The organism is Oleomonas cavernae (assembly GCF_003590945.1).
Lineage (GTDB): Bacteria > Pseudomonadota > Alphaproteobacteria > Zavarziniales > Zavarziniaceae > Zavarzinia > Zavarzinia cavernae.
The window spans coordinates 3,254,548-3,272,134 of the sequence record NZ_QYUK01000011.1; the positions used below are offsets into that span (position 1 = coordinate 3,254,548).

23 protein-coding genes and 1 tRNA gene are annotated in these 17,587 nt (G+C 68.8%); 12 read left to right on the plus strand and 12 right to left on the minus strand.

What is annotated here, in order from left to right; translation table 11 throughout:
• The first annotated feature begins 36 nt into the window (after positions 1–36).
• The 5 genes from D3874_RS19575 to D3874_RS19595 all read left to right on the plus strand — a co-directional run bounded on the left by D3874_RS19575 (position 37) and on the right by D3874_RS19595 (position 5,010).
• A complete protein-coding gene (locus D3874_RS19575; protein ID WP_119779904.1) occupies positions 37–702 on the plus strand; it encodes a hydrolase in 666 nt (221 codons plus the stop codon).
• 76 nt (positions 703–778) lie between these two features.
• A complete protein-coding gene (locus tag D3874_RS19580; protein WP_119779906.1) occupies positions 779–1,039 on the plus strand; it encodes a XapX domain-containing protein in 261 nt (86 codons plus the stop codon).
• Positions 1,036–2,991, plus strand: a complete 1,956-nt coding sequence (locus D3874_RS19585; RefSeq protein ID WP_233560048.1) for an amidohydrolase — start codon at positions 1,036–1,038, stop codon at positions 2,989–2,991. Before D3874_RS19580 ends, D3874_RS19585 begins: the two co-directional genes overlap by 4 nt.
• Positions 2,992–3,001: 10 nt before the next feature.
• Positions 3,002–3,415 (plus strand): DoxX family protein, encoded by a 414-nt coding sequence (locus tag D3874_RS19590; RefSeq protein ID WP_119782395.1) that lies wholly within the window; start codon positions 3,002–3,004, stop codon positions 3,413–3,415.
• The gene (locus D3874_RS19595; RefSeq protein WP_119779908.1) at positions 3,412–5,010 is read left to right on the plus strand and encodes an MFS transporter; all 1,599 of its coding nucleotides are present in this window, start codon (positions 3,412–3,414) and stop codon (positions 5,008–5,010) included. The genes D3874_RS19590 and D3874_RS19595 overlap by 4 nt, the downstream gene beginning before the upstream one ends.
• Here D3874_RS19595 and D3874_RS19600 read toward each other — a convergent pair.
• On the minus strand, positions 4,994–5,968 hold the full coding sequence (locus tag D3874_RS19600) for a GlxA family transcriptional regulator (protein ID WP_119779910.1): 975 nt from the start codon (positions 5,966–5,968) through the stop codon (positions 4,994–4,996). The genes D3874_RS19595 and D3874_RS19600 overlap by 17 nt on opposite strands.
• A 106-nt stretch (positions 5,969–6,074) precedes the next feature.
• Here D3874_RS19600 and D3874_RS19605 point away from each other — a divergent pair, with 106 nt between their 5' ends.
• Positions 6,075–6,623: a cysteine hydrolase family protein gene (locus D3874_RS19605; protein WP_119779912.1), complete on the plus strand. Its 549-nt coding sequence runs from the start codon at positions 6,075–6,077 to the stop codon at positions 6,621–6,623.
• A gap of 10 nt (positions 6,624–6,633) precedes the next feature.
• Here the strand turns inward: D3874_RS19605 and D3874_RS19610 are convergent, their stop codons facing one another.
• The gene (locus D3874_RS19610) at positions 6,634–7,482 is read right to left on the minus strand and encodes an SDR family NAD(P)-dependent oxidoreductase (protein WP_119779915.1); all 849 of its coding nucleotides are present in this window, start codon (positions 7,480–7,482) and stop codon (positions 6,634–6,636) included.
• A gap of 104 nt (positions 7,483–7,586) precedes the next feature.
• Between D3874_RS19610 and D3874_RS19615 the strand changes: the two genes are divergently transcribed.
• The gene (locus D3874_RS19615; RefSeq protein ID WP_199699170.1) at positions 7,587–8,048 is read left to right on the plus strand and encodes an SRPBCC family protein; all 462 of its coding nucleotides are present in this window, start codon (positions 7,587–7,589) and stop codon (positions 8,046–8,048) included.
• A 49-nt stretch (positions 8,049–8,097) separates the two neighbouring features.
• Here the strand turns inward: D3874_RS19615 and D3874_RS19620 are convergent, their stop codons facing one another.
• Genes D3874_RS19620 through D3874_RS19650 form a run of 7 tightly spaced genes read right to left on the minus strand, consistent with a single transcriptional unit; the run spans position 8,098 to position 13,313 of the window.
• Positions 8,098–8,613, minus strand: a complete 516-nt coding sequence (locus D3874_RS19620) for a DUF2076 domain-containing protein (protein WP_119779919.1) — start codon at positions 8,611–8,613, stop codon at positions 8,098–8,100.
• Between the two features lie 21 nt (positions 8,614–8,634).
• Entirely contained in the window at positions 8,635–9,351 is a 717-nt protein-coding gene (locus tag D3874_RS19625) for a Bax inhibitor-1/YccA family protein (RefSeq protein ID WP_119779922.1), read from the minus strand.
• 19 nt (positions 9,352–9,370) lie between these two features.
• Positions 9,371–10,144 carry an anti-sigma factor family protein gene (locus tag D3874_RS19630; RefSeq protein WP_119779925.1) on the minus strand — a complete coding sequence of 258 codons (774 nt, stop codon included), beginning with the start codon at positions 10,142–10,144 and terminating at the stop codon, positions 9,371–9,373.
• Complete coding sequence (locus tag D3874_RS19635; protein WP_233560050.1) at positions 10,128–10,706, minus strand: sigma-70 family RNA polymerase sigma factor; 579 nt, start codon at positions 10,704–10,706, stop codon at positions 10,128–10,130. Before D3874_RS19635 ends, D3874_RS19630 begins: the two co-directional genes overlap by 17 nt.
• Before the next feature lie 27 nt (positions 10,707–10,733).
• The gene (locus D3874_RS19640) at positions 10,734–11,495 is read right to left on the minus strand and encodes an enoyl-CoA hydratase/isomerase family protein (protein ID WP_119779929.1); all 762 of its coding nucleotides are present in this window, start codon (positions 11,493–11,495) and stop codon (positions 10,734–10,736) included.
• Between the two features lie 11 nt (positions 11,496–11,506).
• Positions 11,507–12,067, minus strand: coding sequence for a hypothetical protein (locus D3874_RS19645; protein ID WP_147385736.1), 561 nt, complete (start codon positions 12,065–12,067; stop codon positions 11,507–11,509).
• A 28-nt stretch (positions 12,068–12,095) separates the two neighbouring features.
• A complete protein-coding gene (locus D3874_RS19650; protein WP_119779934.1) occupies positions 12,096–13,313 on the minus strand; it encodes a glycosyltransferase in 1,218 nt (405 codons plus the stop codon).
• Positions 13,314–13,492: 179 nt separating this feature from the next.
• Here D3874_RS19650 and D3874_RS19655 point away from each other — a divergent pair.
• Positions 13,493–13,567, plus strand: a tRNA-Thr gene (locus D3874_RS19655).
• 118 nt (positions 13,568–13,685) lie between these two features.
• On the opposite strand, the gene D3874_RS19660 is transcribed toward D3874_RS19655, so the two are convergent.
• The 3 genes from D3874_RS19660 to D3874_RS19670 are packed head-to-tail and all read right to left on the minus strand — an operon-like array spanning position 13,686 to position 14,430.
• Positions 13,686–14,093, minus strand: coding sequence for a hypothetical protein (locus D3874_RS19660; RefSeq protein WP_147385737.1), 408 nt, complete (start codon positions 14,091–14,093; stop codon positions 13,686–13,688).
• Between the two features lie 5 nt (positions 14,094–14,098).
• Complete coding sequence (locus D3874_RS19665; protein WP_119779938.1) at positions 14,099–14,278, minus strand: hypothetical protein; 180 nt, start codon at positions 14,276–14,278, stop codon at positions 14,099–14,101.
• On the minus strand, positions 14,275–14,430 hold the full coding sequence (locus tag D3874_RS19670) for a helix-turn-helix domain-containing transcriptional regulator (protein WP_199699171.1): 156 nt from the start codon (positions 14,428–14,430) through the stop codon (positions 14,275–14,277). Before D3874_RS19670 ends, D3874_RS19665 begins: the two co-directional genes overlap by 4 nt.
• Positions 14,431–14,575: 145 nt before the next feature.
• Between D3874_RS19670 and D3874_RS19675 the strand changes: the two genes are divergently transcribed.
• The 4 genes from D3874_RS19675 (at position 14,576) to D3874_RS19690 (ending at position 17,531) form a co-directional block, all read left to right on the plus strand.
• Positions 14,576–14,791 carry an alkylphosphonate utilization protein gene (locus tag D3874_RS19675; RefSeq protein WP_119779939.1) on the plus strand — a complete coding sequence of 72 codons (216 nt, stop codon included), beginning with the start codon at positions 14,576–14,578 and terminating at the stop codon, positions 14,789–14,791.
• 177 nt (positions 14,792–14,968) lie between these two features.
• On the plus strand, positions 14,969–15,937 hold the full coding sequence (locus tag D3874_RS19680) for a sulfonate ABC transporter substrate-binding protein (RefSeq protein ID WP_119779940.1): 969 nt from the start codon (positions 14,969–14,971) through the stop codon (positions 15,935–15,937).
• Entirely contained in the window at positions 15,934–16,731 is a 798-nt protein-coding gene (gene ssuC, locus D3874_RS19685) for an aliphatic sulfonate ABC transporter permease SsuC (RefSeq protein ID WP_119779941.1), read from the plus strand. Before D3874_RS19680 ends, ssuC begins: the two co-directional genes overlap by 4 nt.
• Positions 16,728–17,531, plus strand: a complete 804-nt coding sequence (locus D3874_RS19690) for an ATP-binding cassette domain-containing protein (protein WP_119779942.1) — start codon at positions 16,728–16,730, stop codon at positions 17,529–17,531. Before ssuC ends, D3874_RS19690 begins: the two co-directional genes overlap by 4 nt.
• The last annotated feature ends 56 nt before the right edge of the window (positions 17,532–17,587 follow it).

Here is a 17,587-nt window from a genome sequence, read left to right on the forward strand (position 1 = left end):
CGATACCCGGCGCCCGACATCGAAGGAGATATCTAAATGGTTACGAACGCGAAACCCGTTCCGGGCAAGGGCCTGGTCGACCCGACCAATCACACCCTGATCATGATCGATTTCCAGTCGCAGATGTCTTTCGCGACCCGCTCGATCGATGCCGTGTCGCTGCGCAACAACGCCGCCCTGGTGGCCGAGGCGGCAGCCGGCTTCAAGGTCTCGACCATCCTGACCACGGTGGCCGAAAAATCCTTCTCCGGCCCCATGTTCGACGAAATCCACGCCGCCTTCCCGGGCCAGGCCATGCTCGACCGCACCTCGATGAACACCTGGGAAGACGCCAAGGTGATCGAGCGCGTCAACGAGATCGGCAAGGGCCGCATCGTCCTTTCCGGGCTGTGGACCTCGGTCTGCATCGTCGGCCCCGCCCTGTCGGCGCTCGAGCAGGGCTTCGAGGTCTATGTCATTGCCGACGCCTGCGGCGACGTCTCGACCGAGGCGCACGAGCGCGCGATGGAACGCATGATCCAGGCCGGCGCCCGGCCGATGACCTCGCTCCAGTACTTGCTGGAACTGCAGCGCGACTGGGCCCGCGGCGAGACCTACGACCTCACCACCGGCATCGCCAAGCGCCTGGGCGGCGCCTATGGCCTGGGCATCATCTATGCCAAGACCATGCTGGGCGAGCACGCCTCGGAAGCCGGCGAATAGGCATCGAAACCACTGGTCCCGAGATCCCGGAAAACGGCCTTGCCGTTTCCGGGATGACGCTAGGGGAGATTTCGCCATGAAGCTCTATCTCGTTGCCCTGGGGGCCGGTGTCCTGGTGGGTGTGATCTATGGCCTGATGAATGTGCGATCACCGGCGCCGCCGGTGATCGCGCTGATCGGGCTCTTGGGGATTCTGGTCGGCGAGCAGGTGGTGCCGGTGGCCAAGAGGCTGATCGCCGGCCAGCCCATCACCCTGTCCTGGGTGAAACAGGACTGCGTGCCCCATGTCTTCGGCGAACTGCCGGCCAAGCCCGGCACCAAGGACGGCGCGGCGTGAGCAGGCTCACCCGGCGCGATCTGGGCCTTGCCACCCTGGCCGGGGCCGCCATGCTGGCCAGGCCCGGCACACTTCGAGCGGAAGGTAGCAGCATGAGTCCCTCGTTGATCCTGGTGAACGGGCGCTTCTCCACGCTCGACCCCGAAAACCCCAACCCGCAGGCGGTCGCGATCACCGGGGGCAAGTTCAGCGCCGTGGGCGACGAGCGCGAGATCCGCGCCCTGGCCGGGCCGCAGACGCGCGTCATCGACCTCAGGGGCCGGCGCGTCATCCCCGGCCTGATCGACAGCCACATGCACATCATCCGCGGCGGCCTGAACTACAACATGGAACTGCGCTGGGACGGCGTACGCTCCCTGGCCGACGCCCTGCGCATGCTCAAAGAACAGGTCGACCGCACGCCGGCGCCGCAATGGGTGCGCGTGGTCGGCGGCTTTACGCAGCACCAGTTCGCGGAAAAGCGCCTGCCGACCCTGGACGAGCTCAACGCCATCGCCCCCGACACGCCGGTGTTCATCCTGCACCTCTACGACCGCGCCCTGCTGAACGCCGCCGCCCTGCGCGTGGTCGGCTATACCAAGGACACGCCCAACCCGCCGGGCGGCGAGATCGTGCGCGATGCCAATGGCAACCCGACCGGCCTGCTGGTGGCCAGGCCCAATGCCACGATCCTCTATTCGACCCTGGCCAAGGGGCCGAAGCTGCCGCCCGAATACCAGAAGAACTCCACCCGTCACTTCATGCGCGAGGTGAACCGGCTGGGCGTCACCGGCGTGATCGATGCCGGCGGCGGTTTCCAGAATTATCCCGACGATTACAAGATCGTCGAGGAACTGCACGCGCAGGGCCAGCTCACCGTGCGCCTGGCCTATAACCTGTTCACCCAGAAGCCCAAGGCGGAGCTGGCGGATTTCAAGACCTGGGCGACCCAGGTGACGCCGGGCCAGGGCGACGACACCTATCGCCACAACGGTGCCGGCGAAATGCTGGTCTACAGCGCCGCCGATTTCGAGGATTTCAAGGTCGAGCGGCCGGACATGCCGCCCACCATGGAAGCTGAGCTGGAGCCGGTGGTGCGCCTGCTGGCGCAAAACCGCTGGCCCTGGCGCCTGCACGCGACCTACAACGAGACCATCACCCGCGCGCTGGACATCTTCGAAAAGGTGAACCGGGAGGTGCCGCTGGCCGGCCTGAACTGGTTCTTCGACCATGCCGAGACCATCGACGACCGCAATATCGACCGTATCGCGAAACTGGGCGGCGGCATCGCCGTGCAGCACCGCATGGCGTTCCAGGGCGAAGATTTCGTCGCCCGCTACGGCAACCGGGCGGCGGAACGCTCGCCCCCCATCAAGCGCATGCTCGAGGCCGGCGTGAAGGTCGGCGCCGGTACCGATGCGACCCGCGTCGCCTCCTACAACCCCTGGGTCTCGCTATCCTGGCTGGTGACCGGCAAGACCCTGGGCGGCCTTGCCCTCTACCCCGCCGCCAACCGGCTGGACCGCGAGGCGGCGCTGCGCCTGTGGACCCTGGAGAACACCTGGTTCTCGACCGAAGTGGCCAAGAAGGGCCAGATCAAGGTGGGCCAACTGGCCGACCTGGCGGTGCTGTCGGACGATTATTTCGCGGTGCCCGAAGACGAGATCCAGGACATCACCTCGGTCCTGACCCTGCTGGGCGGCGAGCCGGTCTACAGCGACGGCGAGTTCAAGGACCTGGCCCCGGCCCTGCCCCCGCCCATGCCCGACTGGTCGCCGGTGCGGCCCTACGGCGGCTATCAGAAGCGGGCGGGCAAGCCCGGCCGGCCCCAGGCCTTTGCCGCCGCCTGCGGCTGTGCCAAGGCTTGCGGGGTCCATGGCCATGGCCACGCCGCGGTCCTGGCCACGGCGGCGCCCGCAGCCGATGAAGCCTCGTTCTGGGGCGCGCTGGGCTGTTCGTGCTGGGCCTTCTGAGGAGATGACGATGAACCCGCCTGCCCCGATCGCCGCCCTCCTGGCCGTGCCCGGCCTGCAATTCCTGGCCCGTCTGGCCCTGGCCTCGCCCTTCGCCATCAGCGGCCTGGTCAAGCTGACCGATTTCGCCGGGGCGACGGGCGAGGTTGCAGGCCTTGGCCTGGCGTCGCCCGAACTGGTGGCCGGGGCGGTGATCGCTGCCCAGCTCGGCGGCTCGATCCTGTTCCTGACGGCAAGCTACTGCTGGCTGGGCGCCGGCATCCTGGCCGGCTTCACCGTGGTGGCAACCCTGCTGGCCCATCCTTTCTGGGCCTTCGAGGGGCCCGAGCAGGGGCACCAGACCGCGACCTTCTTCGAGCATGTGGCGATCGTCGGCGGCTTTGCCGCGGCGGCCCTGCTGGTCAACGGCGGCCGCAGGTCATGAGCGCCACCCCGGTGCCCAAGCCCCCCGGCGCCTTCGCGCCGCTGCGCCATGGCGTTTTCACGGTTCTGTGGGTGGCCACCATCCTGGGCAATTCCGGCACCTTCATGCGCGACGTCGCCAGTTCCTGGCTGGTCGCCGACATGTCGGCCTCGCCGGCCGCGGTGGCCCTGGTCCAGGCCGCCGGCTCGCTGCCGATCTTCCTGCTGGCGATCCCCGCCGGTGTCCTGTCGGACATCCTGGACCGCCGACGCCTGCTGATCGCCATCCAGGTCGCCCTGACCGCGGTCAGCGCCCTGCTGATGCTGTTGGCGGCCACCAACGAGCTGACGGTCGAGATCCTGATCAGCCTGACCTTCGTCGGCGGCATCGGCGCCGCCCTGATGGGCCCGACCTGGCAGTCGATCGTGCCGGAACTGGTGCCCAGGGCCGACCTGCGCAGTGCCGTCGCCTTGAACTCCTTAGGATTCAACATCGCCCGCTCGATCGGCCCGGCCGTGGGCGGTCTGCTGCTGGCGAGTTTTGGCGCGGCGCTGACCTATGGCGCCGATGTCGCCAGCTACCTGCTGGTGATCGCGGCCCTGGTCTGGTGGCGGCGCGCGCCCAAGACCGACGATGCCCTGCAGGAGCAGTTCGGCGGCGCCCTGCGCGCCGGCCTGCGCTATGCCCGGGCCAGCCGCGAGCTGCATGTGGTGCTGCTGCGCGCCGTGGTGTTCTTCGCCTTCGCCAGCGCCGTCTGGGCCCTGCTGCCGCTGATCGCGCGCAACCTGCTGGGTGGCGATGCCGGCTTCTACGGCCTGTTGCTGGCCGCGGTCGGGGTCGGTGCCATCGCCGGCGCCCTGGTGCTGCCCGCCGTGCGGGCCAGGCTGGACGGCGACGGCCTGCTGCTGGCGGCCGCCTTGATCGCGGCGGGCTCGATGGCGATCCTGGCCTTAGGCCCGCCGCAATGGCTGGCCATCGTGGTGCTGCTGATCCTGGGGGCCGGCTGGATCGCCGCGCTGACCACGATCAACGGCACGGTGCAGGCGATCCTGCCCAACTGGGTGCGCGGCCGCGGCCTGGCGATCTACCTCACCGTCTTCAACGGCGCCATGGCCGCCGGCAGCATCCTCTGGGGTGCCGTCGCCGACGGCGTCGGCGTGCCGGTAACCCTGTACATCGCGGGCGGCGGCCTGACCCTGCTGGCCCTGGCCGCCCACCGCTTCAAGCTGCCCGGCGGCGAGGCCGACCTGACCCCGTCCAATCACTGGCCCGAGCCGCTGGTCGCCACCCCGATCGAGGGCGACCGCGGCCCGGTGCTGGTCACCATCGAATATCTGGTCGACCAGGCACAGCGCCCGGCCTTCCTCAAGGTCCTGCATCGCCTCTCGGCCGAGCGGCGGCGCGACGGCGCCTATTCCTGGGGCCTGACCGAGGATGCGGAGGACGCGACCCGCATCGTCGAATGGTTCCTGGTCGAATCCTGGATCGAGCACCTGCGCCAGCACGCCCGCGTCTCCAAGGCCGATGCCGACCTGCAAGGAGAGGCCCGCCGCTTCCACACCGGCGACCAGCCCCCGGTGGTGCGCCACCTGCTGGGTATCACGGCGCGGCGCTGAACCGGCGGCGATAGTCGCCGGGCGACAGGCCCGTCACCTTGTGGAACACCTTGCGAAACGCGCCCGGATCGGCATAGCCGACGCTCCAGGCGACCTGGTCGACGGTGCGGCTGGTAAACTCCAGCAGCTCACGGGCCTTGCCGACGCGCAGTTGCTGGCAGTATTCGGTGGGCTTCAGGCCGGTCGCCTTGTGGAAGCGGCGCAGGAAGGTGCGCTCGCCCAGGCCGGCACGCTGCGCCATTTCGAGGATCGTGACCTGTGCCATTCCCTGCGCCTGAAGCCAGTGCTGGACCTTCAGCACCGCCTCGTCGCCATGGCGCAGGCGGGGGGCGAAATTGCTGTAGTAGCGCTGCTCACGCCCCGGCGGATCGACCAGCAGGAAGCGCGCGGTCGCCATCATCACGGTCGGGCCCAGCAGCCGGTCGACCAGGCGCAGCCCCAGGTCGGTCCAGGCCATCACCCCGCCCGCGGTGATGACGTCGCCGTCGTCGATGATCAGCTTGTCGGTATCGACCAGGACCGCGGGAAAACGCTGGGCCAGCACGTCGGTATAGCTCCAGTGCGTGGTCGCCGCGCGGCCGTCCAGCAGGCCGGTCTGCGCCAGCAGGAAGGTCCCGGCGCAGACCGAGCACAAAATGCTGCCGCCGCCATGGCGCTCGCTCAGCCAGCGGGCCAGCGGCGCGGCATCGTCCGGCGGGGCGCCCAGGCTGGGCGGCACGACGATCACGGCCGGGCCGCTGGGCAAATGGGGATGGCTATCGGCGACGCAGGCCACGGCGCCGTCCGGCGGCCTTGCGCACCATTGGCTGACCCGCAGGCCGGGCAGGCTGCGGCCGGCGCGCTCGCCCGCCAGCCGGCTGGCCACGGTGAACAGGTCGGTCAGGCCGTGAATCGCCGCGAGCTGAACCCCCGGATAAAGCAGGAGGCCGATTTCGGCCGGATCGCCGTCCACGGTCATTTGTCAGTTTTGCCCTGAATAATGTCGGTTCCGCCAATCCGCAGCATGCGCCGTTCCGGCTATTCCTGCCAGCACCAGTAGATGGCAAGGCACAAGGAACAGACACATGACCAAGCAGGCCCTCATCGTCGTCGACATCCAGAACGACTACTTTCCCGGCGGCAAGTGGCCGCTGCACGAGATGGACGCGGCCGCGGACAATGCCGCCCGCCTGATCGCCGCCGCGCGCGCCAAGGGTGACCTCGTCGTCCACGTCCGCCACGAATTCGCCACCGCCGAGGCGCCGTTCTTCGCGCCGGGCTCGCCGGGGGCGGCGATCCACGCCAAGGTGCACAACCAGGACAGCGAGCCGGTGGTGCTGAAGCACCAGGTCAATGCCTTCCGCGATACCGGGCTCGAGCCCCTGCTCGATGCCGCCGGCATCGAAGAGGTCGTGATCTGCGGCGCCATGAGCCACATGTGCGTCGACGCCGCGACCAGGGCCGCCGCCGACCTGGGCTACAAGGTCACGGTCATCCACGATGCCTGCGCCTCGCGCGATCTCGACTTCAACGGCGTCCAGGTGCCGGCCGCCCAGGCCCATGCGGCGTTCATGGCGGCGCTGGGCTTTGCCTATGCCACCTTGTCCTCCACCCGCGACCATCTCGCCGCCTGATCGCGGCGGGTCAATCCTTCAGGAAGGCGGCGAAGGCCTGGGCGTGGTCGGGGTGCCAGCGTGACAGGGGCGGGCGATTTTCCACGATGTCGCCCGCCGCCCACAGGATGCGCCGCTCATCGAGCGCACGGGGCACCTCGTTGTCGGGACACAGGATGTAGAAGTCGCCGGCCTCGAGCCTCGCCAGCATGAAGTCGACGGTTTCCTCCGCCGTCCAGGCCCCGGCGGGCTTCTCCGTCCGGCCCTTGGCCGTCAGCCCGGTGAAGACGAAGCCGGGGATCAGCAGGTGGGCGCTCAGCCTGGCACCGGGGGTGTTGCGCAACTCGTGCTGCAAGGCCTCGGTAAAGGCCTTCACCCCGGCCTTGGAGATATTGTAGGCGGGATCGCCCGGCGGCGTGGTGATGCCCTGCTTGGAGCCGGTGTTGATGACCAGGCCGGGGCGGCCGCAGGCGATCATGCCGGGCACGAAGACCTGGGTGCCGTTGATCACGCCCCACAGGTTGACCTCCAGCACCCGCTGCCAGTTCTCGCGCGGGCCGGTGATGGTGCTGCCCGGCTGGACACCGGCATTGTTCATCAGGATGTCGGTGCCGCCGAAGCGCGCGTTCACCGCGGCCTCCAGCGCCTGGAGATCGTCAAGCTTGCCGACATCGGTAGCGCAGGCCATCACGCTGTCACCACCCCCGGGTGCTGCGGCGGCCACGGCCAGCGCCGCCTGGGTCAGCCGTTCGCCGCCCAGATCGGCGAGGCAGACCTTCAGGCCAAGGCCGGCAAAGCGCGTGGCGGCCGCAAGGCCGATGCCGCCGGCCGCCCCGGTGACGACGGCGACGGCATTTTCTGTAAAGGCTGGATGGGCCACGCAAACCTCCTGCGTCCGACGCGAAAAAATCGGGGCAACCTGTCGGAACCCGTCCCCCGGCCGCGTCCTTGGGCTATGAAACCACTTGGGCCCGGAGAATGCCAATGACCACCACCGACCGCGACCTGATCCTGACCCGCCTGATCGATGCCTCGCCCGACAAGCTGTTCCGGGCCTGGACCGAACCTGAACTGATGAAACAGTGGTTCGCCCCGCTGCCCTGGACCACGCCGCATGCGGAAGTGGATCTCCGTCCGGGCGGCAGCAGCCTGGTGGTGATGCGCGGGCCCGACGGCACCGAGTTTCCCAACCCCGGCGTCTACCTCGAGGTGGTGAAGAACAGGCGCCTGGTCGCCACCGACGCCTATACGCAAGCCTGGGTGCCGTCGGCCAAACCGTTCATGACGCTGGTGCTGACCTTCGAGGAGGAGGGCGGCAAGACCCGCTACACCGCCCTGGCCCGGCACTGGACGGTCGAAGACCGTGAAGCCCACGAGAAAATGGGCTTCCACGAAGGCTGGGGGATCTGCACCGACCAGTTGGAAGCCCTGGTCAAGACCCTGTAACGCAAAGGGGGACGGCATGCCGTCCCCCTCGCGATGCGACGGATGCCGCTCAGAACTCGCCGCCGCCGAAGTCGCCGCCGTCATCGAAGCCCGGGTCTTCGGCGCCGGGATCCTCCGCCCCCGGATCTTCGGCGGCCTGGGCCTCACCGCCCAGCATGCCGGCGATGGCGTTGCCCAGCAGGACACCGCCGGCAACCCCCATCGCGGTCTGCGCGGCCCCTGCCAGGAAGCCGCCGCCGCCCCGCTGCATCTCGCCCGGCGGATAGGGCTGCTGCTGGGCCCGCCGCGGCCGCGGCGGCTGGCGGCTGCTGCCGCCGAACAGGGCCGAAAACAGCCCGCCCGAGGGCCGCGCCTGTTCGAGTTCCTCGATCCGGGCCTGGGCGGCTTCGAGCGCCTGTTCCTGAACCACGATGGTCTGCGCCATGTAGTAGGGCGCCGCCGGCTGGGCGGCGACCTGTTCGCGGATATAGGCCTCGGCCTGGGCGTCGCGGGGCGGCGCTTGCCGCTCCACGTCGGCAAGCTTGCCGAACAGCGATTGAATCGCCTGCTGGTCGTTCTTGTCCATGGCTGCGCGTACTCCTTGCCGTTACTCCCGCTCGCCGGTCAGATTCAGCAGAAGCTGGAAGATGTTGACGAAGTTGAGGTAGAGCGAAAGCGCGCCGAAGACGGCCAGCTTCTGCTGTGATTCCGCGTCCTGGTGCTCGGCATACTGCTCCTTGATGGTCTGGGTGTCCCAGGCGGTGAGGCCCAGGAAGACCAGGATGCCGGCGACCGAGACGATGAACTGCAGCATGGTCGAGCCGATGAAGATATTGACCACGCTGGCGATGATCACGCCGATCAGGCCCATGATCAGGAACGACGAGAACTGCCGCAGGTCGCGCTTCGTCGTGTAACCATAGAGGCTCATGCCGCCGAACATGCCGGCCGCGATGAAGAAGGTGCGCGCGATCGAGGTGCCGGTGAAGACCAGGAACACCGCCGACAGCGACAGGCCCATCACCGCGCAGAAGGCCCAGAACATGGCCTGGGCGCCCGCCGCCGACATGGTCTGCATGCGGAACGAGAACAACAGGATGAAGGCCAGCGGCGCCAGCATCACCACCCACTTGAGCGGGGTCGAGAAGATCGGCACATAGAGGGCGGGGACCGAGGCCACGGTGAAGGCCACGAGGCCGGTCAGTACCAAGCCCAGGGCCATGTAGTTGAAGATGCGCAGCATATGCTTGCGCAGGCCCTCGTCGAACAGGGCGGTCTGCCGGGCGGCATAGTCGGTACGCGTACCGAAATTGGGTGAATTCATCGCAAGCACTCCTTGGGGGCTAGTAAAGTGAATCGGCAAGCCGCGCGGCGGCGCGGCCCAGTTTCTCGGCATCGGTCCGGGCGACCAGGGCATAGGCGACCTCGCCGACCTGGAAATACGAGGCGGCGGCATCCCCGGCCTCGAGATCGGTGGGCGGGACGACGTCGAAGCTGCCGGGCCGAACCGCGAACAGGGACAGGATGCCGAAGTCGTCGGTCTCGAAGGACATCTCCACGCTGGGGCCGAACTGCGACGGGTAGATCTGCACGTCGCGCACGCGCCAGTCCTGCGGCAGGGCGGGCATGACGATGCCGGTCGCCGTGCGGATCTCGGCCGGGTCATAGGCCGCGACCCGCGGCTGCGAAGCCATCGCGGCCCGCACGGTCGAGGTCTTGTGGGCGCGCAGCGCATCCTCGACATAGGCCGGCGTCGGGGTCGAGGCCACCACCGGGGAAATCGAGGCCGGCCCCAGCACGCCATGGGCCAGCCAGCCAGCCCCCAGCAGCAGGAAGACCGCGGCCATGCGCCGAAGCCGCTCCAGCATGCCGCCGGCCGCCAGGCCCCGCTGCAACCGCCGCGCCGCATCGCCGGTTGCCGGCCGGCCGCTGCCGCCCTGCCCCGCCAGCGCCACGCGCAACTCGTCGCGGGCCCGCAGGTCCGCCATCACCCGGGCAGCGTCGCCCGGGTGGGCCGACAGGAAGGCTTCGACCTCGATGCGCCGCGTCACCTCGAGCTGATCATCGACATAGGCGTCGAGGTCGCCCTCAACCACGGGATCACGGGGTTCTGTCATCACGGCCTCCGACAATCCGCAGATGGCTGGTCGATGTGTCGCCCCCGGCATTCTCTCCCCCGGCATCCTCCATCGCGCGCAGGGCGGCGCGCGCGCGCGCGATGCGGGACATCAAGGTGCCCAGCGGAATGGCCAGCGCCTCGGCCGCCTCCAGGTAGGACAGGCCTTCGATGGCGACGAGGTGGAGCGCTGCCCGCTGTTCCGGGGGCAATTGATAGAAAGCGTCGCGCACCTGGGCCAGGCGCACGGCATGGTCCTGCGGCGGGGCGACACTGGTACCGGCCAGTTGCCCGGCTGCATCCTCGCGCGCCGCCTCGGCCTGGCGCGCGCGCTGCCTGTCGATGAAGACATTGTGCAGGATCGACAGCAGCCAGGCGCGCAGGTTGCCGCCCCGCCGGAACGAGCCGCGGCGCTCGTAGGCGCGCAACAAGGCGTCATGCACGAGGTCTTCGGCCTCGCCGGCATCGCGCGTCAGCGCTCGGGCATAGCGCCGCAGCGAGCCGAGCTGGCCGATGACATCGAAACGGGACTTGGGCGACACCATGCTTGATATACGGAGCACGGCGGCGTTTTCATCCCCGGGCGCCAGCTATTTTCCGCTGAACACCGGTTTGCGCTTCTCGGCGAAGGCCTTCAGCCCTTCCTGGTGATCGGCCGAGGCCCAGCAGGCGGCCACCCGCTCGGCGGCGGCGCCGGCATCCAGGGTGCCGCGGGCAATGCCGTTCAGCGTCTGCTTCATGCCCTGGACGGCCAGGGGTGCCAGCCCCTCGATCCGGGCGGCCAACGCCGCGACCTCGATCTCCAGGGCATCGCGATCGGCCACCAGGCGGTCGAGGAAGCCGACCGCGAGCAACTGGCCGGCGTCGAATTCCTCGACCGACAGGATCAGGCGCTTGGCGACGTTCAGCCCCAGGCGTTCGACCAGGCACTTGAGGCCCAGCACGGAATAGTGAATGCCCAGCCGCGCCGGCGGCACGAACAGGCGCATGCCCGAGACGCCGATGCGGAAATCGGCAACCAAGGCGATTTCCACGGCGCCGCCGAAAATGCCGCCGTTCAGGGCGGCGATGATCGGCAGGTTCAGGGCTTCGAGCTTGTTGACCAGCCGCTCCAGCGGGCCCTCGCGCTGGCCGCCGGCGGCAAGATCGGTGATCGAGACGCCCGAACAGAAGCTCTTGGCCGTACCGCCCGACAGGATCAGGACACGCAGGTCCGGGTTGGCGGCAACGGTATCGAGGTGCGCGCCGAACTGCTCGAGGTCGGCGCGTTCCAGCGCATTATGCCGCTCGGGCCGGTTCAGGGTGATGGTCGCGCGGGGGCCATCGATGGTCAGGAGCACGGTATCGGTCATGGCGCGGCACCTTACAGAAGCGGTTGCAGCGCAGCAACGGTCCCGGCAACCCCGTCGGCGCCGGCATAGCGCAGGCGGCCGGCCAGATCGGCCAGGGCCGGCACCTGGGCCTCGAGCGGCGGGGCCGCGGGATCGCCCTCGACCAGGATCAGGTCGGCCCAATCCCGGGCGAAGGCGGCCGCGTCGCGGTCCAACGCCGGATCGCGCGGCGGCGCCAGCGTGGCCGGCAGGGTCACGGCGATGTGCCCACCCCGGGCCGCCACGATCTGGATCAGCGGGGTCAGCTCGAAGGCCAGGTCCCGGCGGCCGAAGGGAAACAGCTCGACGATCAGCAGGTCCGGCCGCAGCTCAGCCGCCAGGCGATGGGTGGCGGTCCAGCGCAGCGCCTCCCAATCGCCGTCGGACGGCGCCGCCGGGGCGTTGGGTAACGGGACAAGTTTCACCCCGGCGAGTCCCCCGTCAGGCCTGCCGCCATGGGCCACGGTCACCTCATGCCCCGCGGCGGCGAGATGCTCGGCAAGCGGGCCGCAGCCGGCGGGATGCTCGACATGGATCAGGATGCGTGACGGCACCGGGCCCTCCGTCCAAAAGTGCGATGGCTCATCGCCGGCCCACCACCAGCGGCCGCAGCCGGGCGGCCAGGCGGTCGAAGCCCGACTGGGCATCGAACTCCAGGGCCACCCTGGCCGCCCCCGCCGCCGCCAGGGCCTGGCGCTGCACCGGATCGACGATCAGCGCGGCAATCGCGCGGGCCAGGCCTGCCCGGTCGCCCGGCTCGACCAGCAGGCCGGTGACGTCATGCTCGACCAGTTCGGCGATAGCCGGCAGGCGGGCGGCGACCACCGCCAGGCCCACGCCCTGCGCCTCGACCACGGCCTGGGGCAGGCCGTCGCCGGCGTTGCGGCCGGCCAGCACGGCGAGATCGCTGCAGGCATAGGCGGCGGCGACATCGCCCAGCACCTTGGCACCGTGGAAGGTTACCCGGCCGTCGAGCTTCAGGCGGCGCGCCAGCGTGGCCAGCTTGCCGCGCAGCGGGCCGTCGCCGATTAGGTCCAGGCGCCAGGCCAGGCTGCCGGGTAACTGGGCCAGGGCGGCGAGCAGATCCTCGTGACCCTTGCCGGCCACCAGGCGGGCGACGCACAGCAGGCGCACCGGGTGGCGCGGATCGGTGCCGTCGCGCGAACTGGCCGCGGCCCGCTCGAAGGTGTCCGCCGCCAGGCCGTGATGCTGGCAGGTTACCGGCTTCATCGACAGGTCCTGCAGGGCCGCCGTTTCCTGCCGGGTGCAGCAGACGGTGAAGGCCGCGGCCTCCAGCTTGTCGCGCAGCTCCCAGGCCGGGCCATCGCCGCCATGGGCCGACAGGCTGAAGCCGATGCCGCGCAGCAGGGCGGCATCACGGCCGACCGTGGCCGTCGCCGCCAGCCCGTGAACATGGATATGGGGCACCGCCGGCGGCAGCTCCGCCGCCATGATCATGGCCTGATTGAAGCAGCGCCGGCGCCGGCGGCGGTCCCGCCCCGCCAGGCGGGCCAGATCGGCCTGCAACACGGCCCGCGCCGCGCGATAGCCAGGCCACCGGCGCACCACGCACCACGCCCGCCACCAGCGGCGGGGAGCAGCAAGCGGGCGCCCCGGCAGCAGGGTCAGCGGCGCCCGCACGGCCCCGTGCACGGGATGGCGCAAGGCGGTCACGGCCGGGTGCAGCGAGACCAGGTGAATGTCGAAGCCCCGCGCCTCCAGCCCGGCAATCTCATGGGCGATGGCCGTGGCGTACAGGCAGGGCCAAGTCTCCACCACCACCGCCAGGCGGCGACTCATGACAGGCAACGCGTGAAAGGAATGACGGAGGGCAAGGTCGCGGACCGGGAGAACAGGAAGCCTTGCCCGATCTTGGCATGGCCGCCGCGATCGACAAAGCAGCCTCCATCGCTCAGGATCGGCTTGCAGCCTCCGCACTTCTTGGATAATAGAGGCGGTCCCAAGGTCACCCGCCCAATGCCGACGTAGCTCAGGGGTAGAGCAACTGATTCGTAATCAGTAGGTCCGCGGTTCAATTCCGCGCGTCGGCACCAGCGCCCAAGCCATCGAAATCATTGCGGTTTTCGGCACTTTCTGGCGGCCGATTTTGCCGTGAACACAAGGCGAACGTTAGACTTTTGCCAGGGGCACCCGTTGGACTTTTCCTCCGCCCTAGCGCCTGACCCGGCGCAGTTTGGTGCGGTGCCCGTCTACGCCGTCGATGATCCGGCGCAGGAACGGATAGCTGATCCGTCCATAAGCGAATTCATTGGGCCTGCCGGGCACCGGTTCCAGCCCCTGGGCCCACTGATCGATGTTGATTTCATCGAGCATCACCCATGACCGCTGGTCGTCCAGGCCCAGGCGACGCTTCTCGTCAGCCGGCAATTCCAGGGCGGCGCGGTCGGGCGCCGGCGGCCTATGGGTGATGGCGACATAGATCACCTGGCCGGCTTCATCGGCCAGCACGATGCAGGCGGGCCGGCTTTTGCTGGCCTCGACGCGGCCGCCTTCTTGCTCGCGGTGCCACAGATAGTCATAGCGGACGACCAATCCCGCCACCGGCTTGGGTAACGGCACCGGCCCTACTCGTCGTAGGGCGTCTGTGCCACCTTGTGCAACGCGTCCATGACCTCGTCCGGCAGGTCCTCGGTTCGCCAGACTTTCTGGCTCGGCCGGTTGCCGGGCAGCGGCCCGCCAGCCGCCGGCGGGCCGGCCGGTGGCTTGGGAGGACGGGCCTTGCTGGTGCGTGCGCTATTCATCATACAAAGATGGCTAACCCTCCCAGCCAGGTCAAGGCCGCCACAGTGATCACGGCCGGATCGCCGTCTTCGAAGGCGGCATCGAGATAGGCGGCGATCATTTCAGGACTGTCCAGGTAATCGCTAGCATTCCAAGGGGTGGTTTCGGTGGCCATGTCTCTCTCCTATTTCGACGTCTTGAGCTTGGCGACGGTCTTTTCCCGCGTACTCTTGTCGCCGTCCGCAGGCAGCACCAAACCACCACCGGCCGCCGAATTCCATGATAGAACCCGCCGGGTTTATCGCACCCCGAGGGACGACATGAGCGAGACAAAAGACAGCAACGGCAACAAGTTGAGCGACGGCGATTCGGTCACGCTGATCAAGGACCTGAAGGTCAAGGGCACCTCGGTCACCCTGAAGCGCGGCACGGTGGTCAAGAATATCCGCCTGACCGACGACCCGGCCGAAATCGAATGCAACGCCGAAAAGGTCAAGGGCCTGGTGCTGCGCACGGAATTCCTCAAGAAAGCCTAGAGCGCCTCGGCCGTCGCGGTCGGACGCCGCGTTTTCGCCCGCTTAAATAACACATAACTTCTGTAATGTTATTTGTTGACGCGCCGGCGAATGTGAATCGATTGTGTTGAAGGACGATGTGTTGATAAATTTTTATCACACATAAATCGAGTTAATTCAGCACAGGCGGACCGTGTCATGACCACCCAGATCACCAAGCGCAGCTTCCTGGCCGGTACGGCGGCCGTGGGCCTCGGCCTTGCCGCCGGCCTGAAGGGCGGCAGCGCCCGCGCGGCAGGCGACAAGGTTCTGCGCATCGGCTTCCAGAAATACGGCACCTTGACCCTGCTGAAGGGCAAGGGCGGCCTCGATGAGAAGCTCAAGCCCCTGGGCTTCACCGTCACCTGGACCGAATTCCCGGCCGGGCCGCAGTTGCTGGAAGCGCTGAATGTCGGCGCGGTCGATTTCGGCACCACCGGCGAAGCGCCGCCGATTTTCGCCCAGGCCGCCGGTGCCCCCCTGCTCTATGTCGGTCACGAGCCGCCGGCGCCGGCGGGCGAGGCGATCATCGTGCAGAAGGACAGCCCGCTGAAAACTGTGGCCGAGCTCAAGGGCAAGCGCGTCGCCCTGAACAAGGGCTCGAACGTGCACTACCTGCTGGTCAAGGCGCTGGAGGCCAACGGCGTCGCCTACAAGGACATCGAAACGGTGTTCCTGCCGCCGGCCGATGCCCGCGCCGCCTTCGAGAAGGGCGCGGTCGATGCCTGGGCGATCTGGGATCCGTTCCTGGCCGCGGCCGAGGCGGCGACCGGCGCCAAGACCCTGGCCAATGGTACCGGCCTGGTCTCCAACCATCAGTTCTACCTGTCGGAACAGAAGTTCGCCGCCGCCAACCCGGCGGTCATCGATGCGCTGCTGGCCAGCCTCTACGACATCGGCGAATGGGCCAAGGCCTCGCCCGCCGATGCGGCCAAGGACCTGGCACCGATCGTCGGCATTCCCCAGCCCATCCTGGCGGTCGCGATCGGGCGGCAGGGCTACGGCGTCAAGGCGCTGGCCCCCGAGGTGGTGGCCGAGCAGCAGAAGATCGCCGACACCTTCTTCGGCCTGGGGCTGATCCCCAAGCAGCTCGTCATCGCCGACGTCGTGCGCAAGAGCAATACGTGACCGCGCGACGAACCGCCAGACGCCTGGGCGGCGCCCTTGCCGCCTGGGCCCTGCCTGTCGCCCTTGTGGTGCTGTGGGAGATCGCGGCGCGCAGCGGCCTGATCGAACAGCGCACCCTGCCGGCGCCCAGCGCCGTCGCCCTCGCCTTCTGGGACAGCGTCCAGAACGGCACCCTGTTCGTGCACACCTGGGTCAGCACCGAGCGGGCGCTGAAGGGCCTCGCCATCGGCGGCGGCATCGGGCTGGTGCTGGGCGTGCTGACCGGCGCCCTGCCCGTGGCCGAGAAATTCCTCGACAGCTCGATGCAGATGCTGCGCAACGTGCCGCATCTCGCGATCATCCCGATGGTCATCCTGTGGTTCGGCATCGACGAGGAGGCCAAGATCTTCCTGGTCGCCATCGGCGTGATGTTTCCGATCTACCTCAACACCTTCCACGGCATCCGCACGGTCGACCGGGGCCTGATCGAGATGGGCCGGGTCTACGGCCTGTCCCAAGGCGAGCTCTACTGGCGCATCGTCCTGCCCGGTGCCCTGCCCTCGATCCTGGTCGGCCTGCGCTATGCCCTGGGGATCATGTGGCTGACCCTGATCGTGGCCGAGACCATTTCGGCCTCGGCCGGCATCGGTTACATGACCATGAATGCGCGCGAGTTCCTGCAGACCGACGTCGTGCTGCTGGGCATCATCGTCTACGCCCTGCTGGGCAAGCTGGCCGATGTGTTGACCCGCCTGCTCGAACATTGGGCGCTGGCCTGGCACCCCGCCTATCAGCCCCCGGCGGAGGCCGCATGATGACCGCCGTGCTCAACCGCCTGGAACGGACCATCGTCGACGACCTGCCCGTGCCGGCGCGGCCGGCCCCCCGGCCGGCGGCGGCCCCCACCGGCCGTGGCCTGGCCATCACCCTGTCCAATGTGCGCAAGGCCTTCGGCGAGCGCGAGGTCCTGCACAATCTCGACCTGCACGTGCCGGCCGGCCAGTTCATCGCCGTGGTGGGGCGCTCGGGCGGCGGCAAGTCGACCCTGATGCGGCAGATCGTCGGCCTTGACGCGCCCACCGCCGGCACCGTGCGCCTGGACGAGCGGCCAGTCGACGGCCTGCAGCCGGATGTCCGCCTGCTGTTCCAGGAGGCACGCCTGCTGCCGTGGAAGCGGGTGCTCGACAATGTCGGCATTTCCCGCGGCGCCCATTGGCGCGAGGACGCCCGGGCGGTATTGGCGGACGTGGGCCTGGCCGAACGGGCGCACGACTGGCCGGCGGTCTTGTCGGGCGGCCAGCGCCAGCGCGTGGCCCTGGCCCGTGCCCTGGTCTCCAAACCCGGCGTGCTGCTGCTGGACGAGCCCTTCGGCGCGCTGGATGCCCTGACCCGGGCTGAAATGCACACGCTGCTGCTGCGCATCTGGGCGGCGCGCGGCTTCACCACCGTGCTGATCACCCACGACGTGGGCGAGGCGATCACCCTGGCCGACCGGGTGATCGTGCTGCGCGAAGGCAGTATCGCGCTCGACGTCGACGTCGACCACGCCCGCCCGCGCGGCCATGGCGACCCGCGCCTGGCGGCGCTGGAGACCCGGATCCTGGCGGCGGTCTGATCCCCTGCCTGGACCCTGAGGGCGGGCGCACGGCGCCCGCCGATCCGCCCTAACAC

Bases quoted from the DNA above. Each gene is read 5' to 3' on its own strand.
- D3874_RS19640 (WP_119779929.1), bottom strand. From the start codon at position 11,495: ATGACCGATACCGTGCTCCTGACCATCGATGGCCCCCGCGCGACCATC.
- D3874_RS19650 (WP_119779934.1), bottom strand. From the start codon at position 13,313: ATGAGTCGCCGCCTGGCGGTGGTGGTGGAGACTTGGCCCTGCCTGTAC.
- D3874_RS19620 (WP_119779919.1), bottom strand. From the start codon at position 8,613: ATGGACAAGAACGACCAGCAGGCGATTCAATCGCTGTTCGGCAAGCTT.
- D3874_RS19575 (WP_119779904.1), top strand. From the start codon at position 37: ATGGTTACGAACGCGAAACCCGTTCCGGGCAAGGGCCTGGTCGACCCG.
- D3874_RS19670 (WP_199699171.1), bottom strand. From the start codon at position 14,430: ATGGCCACCGAAACCACCCCTTGGAATGCTAGCGATTACCTGGACAGT.
- D3874_RS19690 (WP_119779942.1), top strand. From the start codon at position 16,728: ATGATGACCGCCGTGCTCAACCGCCTGGAACGGACCATCGTCGACGAC.
- D3874_RS19600 (WP_119779910.1), bottom strand. From the start codon at position 5,968: ATGACCGTGGACGGCGATCCGGCCGAAATCGGCCTCCTGCTTTATCCG.
- D3874_RS19675 (WP_119779939.1), top strand. From the start codon at position 14,576: ATGAGCGAGACAAAAGACAGCAACGGCAACAAGTTGAGCGACGGCGAT.
- D3874_RS19605 (WP_119779912.1), top strand. From the start codon at position 6,075: ATGACCAAGCAGGCCCTCATCGTCGTCGACATCCAGAACGACTACTTT.
- D3874_RS19615 (WP_199699170.1), top strand. From the start codon at position 7,587: ATGACCACCACCGACCGCGACCTGATCCTGACCCGCCTGATCGATGCC.
- D3874_RS19595 (WP_119779908.1), top strand. From the start codon at position 3,412: ATGAGCGCCACCCCGGTGCCCAAGCCCCCCGGCGCCTTCGCGCCGCTG.
- D3874_RS19680 (WP_119779940.1), top strand. From the start codon at position 14,969: ATGACCACCCAGATCACCAAGCGCAGCTTCCTGGCCGGTACGGCGGCC.
- D3874_RS19625 (WP_119779922.1), bottom strand. From the start codon at position 9,351: ATGAATTCACCCAATTTCGGTACGCGTACCGACTATGCCGCCCGGCAG.
- D3874_RS19590 (WP_119782395.1), top strand. From the start codon at position 3,002: ATGAACCCGCCTGCCCCGATCGCCGCCCTCCTGGCCGTGCCCGGCCTG.
- D3874_RS19665 (WP_119779938.1), bottom strand. From the start codon at position 14,278: ATGATGAATAGCGCACGCACCAGCAAGGCCCGTCCTCCCAAGCCACCG.
- D3874_RS19580 (WP_119779906.1), top strand. From the start codon at position 779: ATGAAGCTCTATCTCGTTGCCCTGGGGGCCGGTGTCCTGGTGGGTGTG.
- D3874_RS19630 (WP_119779925.1), bottom strand. From the start codon at position 10,144: ATGACAGAACCCCGTGATCCCGTGGTTGAGGGCGACCTCGACGCCTAT.